This window comes from Vibrio sp. 10N.222.52.B7 (assembly GCF_041474275.1).
Taxonomy (GTDB): domain Bacteria; phylum Pseudomonadota; class Gammaproteobacteria; order Enterobacterales; family Vibrionaceae; genus Vibrio; species Vibrio crassostreae_C.
The window spans coordinates 1-3,361 of record NZ_JBFRTU010000161.1; the positions used below are offsets into that span (position 1 = coordinate 1).

General features: G+C 42.5%; 2 protein-coding genes. Both read right to left on the reverse strand.

Annotated features, from left to right (window positions below; translation table 11 throughout):
• Window positions 1-319: 319 nt before the first annotated feature.
• Complete coding sequence (galE, locus tag AB4512_RS22000; RefSeq protein WP_372175673.1) at window positions 320-1,333, reverse strand: UDP-glucose 4-epimerase GalE; 1,014 nt, start codon at window positions 1,331-1,333, stop codon at window positions 320-322.
• A gap of 82 nt (window positions 1,334-1,415) precedes the next feature.
• A partial coding sequence (locus AB4512_RS22005) for a diguanylate cyclase domain-containing protein (protein ID WP_372175675.1) occupies window positions 1,416-3,361 on the reverse strand: 1,946 nt, incomplete at its 5' end.

Here is a 3,361-nt window from a genome sequence, read left to right on the forward strand (position 1 = left end):
TTACGGGGTCACTTCATAATTGCTGGCTTTTAATTTATTTCACTAAAAAATTGTATAAAAAAGGTAATAAGTGAAATTACTTCTCTGCCATCTCTTTTTTAACCATTACTGCAGCAGCAACGATGAAAGTGATGATTAGGCCTAGTTCCATGATTAACTCCAAAGAAAATTAACATTAAACATATAATTCGCGAGCATAATAACACAGCGGATACAGAATGATACTTTTTAACCACTAATTTACTTTTTATTCGATTAAGATCAAAAAAGATGCCCGAAAGCATCTTTTAATTTTTGAATCATTCACGAAACCACTAGGTTAACCAGGGAATCCATTCGGGTTTGTTGACTGCCAGCGCCATGTATCTTCGGTCATTTCAGCCAATGTGCGGCTTGCATTCCAGCCCAATTCTTTCTGAGCTTTAGCTGGATCTGCCCAACACTCTGCGATGTCACCAGGACGGCGTTCAACTAGCTTGTAAGGGATCTCTTTACCGCTTGCTTGTTCGAATGCTTTAACCATGTCTAACACACTTGAACCGTTACCCGTACCAAGGTTGTAGATATGAAGACCGTCTTTGCACCCTACTTTCTCAAGCGCTGCGATGTGGCCATCAGACAGATCCATTACGTGGATGTAATCGCGAACGCCAGTCCCGTCTTTTGTTGGATAATCGCTACCAAATACAGATAGGAATTCACGGCGGCCCACTGCTACTTGAGAGACAAATGGCATTAGGTTATTTGGGATACCTTGCGGGTCTTCACCTAGCTCACCACTTGGATGTGAACCTACAGGGTTAAAGTAACGCAGCAGTGTAATGCTCCAATCAGGATTGGCTTTTTGGAAATCGGTTAAACACTCTTCAACCATTAGTTTACTACGACCATATGGGTTGGTAGCGCTTGTTGGGAAGTCTTCAGTAATTGGCACACTTGCAGGATCACCGTATACCGTTGCTGAAGAGCTAAATACCAAGGTTTTTACACCCGCATCACGCATTGCATCAACAAGAACTAAAGTGCCGTTTACGTTGTTGTCGTAGTATTCAAGAGGCTTTTCCACAGACTCTCCGACGGCTTTCAGACCAGCAAAATGGATAACCGCTTCGATGTTGTGTTGCTTCATAGTTTCAGTCAAAAGCGCTTTATCACGAACGTCACCTTCAATGAAGTTGGGACGAACGCCCGAGACTTTTTCGATGCGCTCTAGAACGCTTGGTTTACTGTTGTACAAGCTATCAAAAAGTACAGGTGTCATACCTGCGCTGATCATCTGGATACTTGTATGGCTACCAATGTAACCCATGCCACCTGTAACTAAAACATTCATGCTTAGCAGACCTTTTAATTAAAAATATTCAACCTATCACTTATGATACAACAACTTAGGGTGAGCTCACAAACACCGGTGCCTATTTACCCTCACGAGCGAACACAAACTGACCTTTTCCTTTGCGTTTCGCTTGGTACATAGCCTCATCAGCAACCTTTAGAATCACGTCAATATCACGCTCTGAGCCATCAACTAAATTGATACCTAAGCTCGCCCCAACATGAAGTGAACGCTGTTTATAATTCACTTCTTGCCCGATCAGATCCAACAATCGCTCGGCTAACTTCGCTAATAAGACTTTGTTTGTCTGTTTAATAATAAGAACAAATTCATCACCCGACAAACGTGCAACCAAATCCCCCGCTCTTACCTGAGATAATAACCGGTTTGACACTTCTTTAAGGATTTCGTCACCTGCATCGTGTCCATAGTTGTCATTCACTTCTTTGAAGCCATCCAAATCCAAGTAGATAACCGCAAAATGCTGATTTGAATAGTGGCTCGACGTGACAACATCATCCATAACCTTATACAGCTGCGCTCTATTCGCTAACCCGGTTAATGCATCGTGATGAGCCAAGTGTTCGAGTCTTTCCATCTCTTTAACGTTGGATAAATCAGACAGCGTTAATACCATATCAAACTCGTCTTTCTCATTGTCTGACGAAACTCGATTCACTTTTACAAACATTGGAACCAAAGTGCCGGATGCGCTTTTCTCCCACACTTCGCCTTGCCATTGACCATAGTTTTCTAACGAACTGCGAATTGTCGGCATCAATGATGAAAATTGCTGCCACGAAAATACTTCAAATGGTGTTTTGCCCACCAGCAGATCAGAGTGATAACCGAGAAGTTGTGTGATCGCCGGGTTAACCATGGTTATCACATTGGATGAGTTGAGCACGATCAAGCCGTCTTTACTGTTTTCGAAAACACCCGCAGCAATACGTTGGCGACTCATGGCCGTTTCTATGTCGGTGACATCTTGGATTGCATAAAGAATACGACCATGTTTTGTCAAAGAACGACTGCTCACACGAAGCCAGCGTTTTGATTGAAAGAGATCGGTGGTTTCCAGCAATTCGTCATTAAGTTCAATATTGGCATCAATAACATCTTGTAAGTAACCCGTTTGCTTGGTCGCGATCAACTCTTGGATCAACAAATTCTCAAGAAAGGCTTCCGAGCATTTAAAAATATCCCGAGTAGCTGCGTTCGCATGAAGAATGAGCCCTTTTTCATCCACCACCAACAAAGAGTGCTGAACGGTTTCAATGACCTCATTTGCGAATGATTTTTCTTCTTGTAACTTGTCTAACGTAAAATTGATTTGGTTATCGCGATGTTGAAGTCTTTCTAACATGGTATTGAAAGCTCGAACCAGATCGCCGATTTCATCGCGGTTCGTTACGACTAATTTAGGCTGCTTCGAACGACGCTCAACAAAGGCTTGCATCGCCTCATTGAGGTCAAACATCGGTTCGATAATCAAGCGTTGCACCAATTTGACCACTACTCCGCCTAACATCACCAGAAACAACAGGTAGACGACCGCAACCTTGAAAATATTCGTTAAGATTGAATTAAACGTCTCTTTTGATATTGTCACTCTCAAGTTCGCGATAACAGCGTCATCCAGCGTCACAGGAACGAGCAAGAAGATGAAATGCTCAGAGATGGCAAATTGATGATCCGCGATATCGTCTAATTCTTCTGCGTTTGGCCTTGGAACCAGAGTGTTGCTCACCTGATAACTGGCAAAAAGCTGTTCGTTGATGTCATAGAGCTTCACTCTAACAATATCTTTATCTGCGACGAAAGCTGACAATATTTCCTGAGCCGATGACTTGTCTTCAAATAAAATCGCGGCTTGCAAGTTATAAGCAACACCTTGTGCTAGCACTTTAACACGCTGAATAAGACTCTCTTTCTCTCTCTCAAACGTGACAGTGTAATTTACCGATTGGATCGTTACAAAAGTGACTGCGATGAAGATGATAATGGGTAATATCAGCTTGTTTT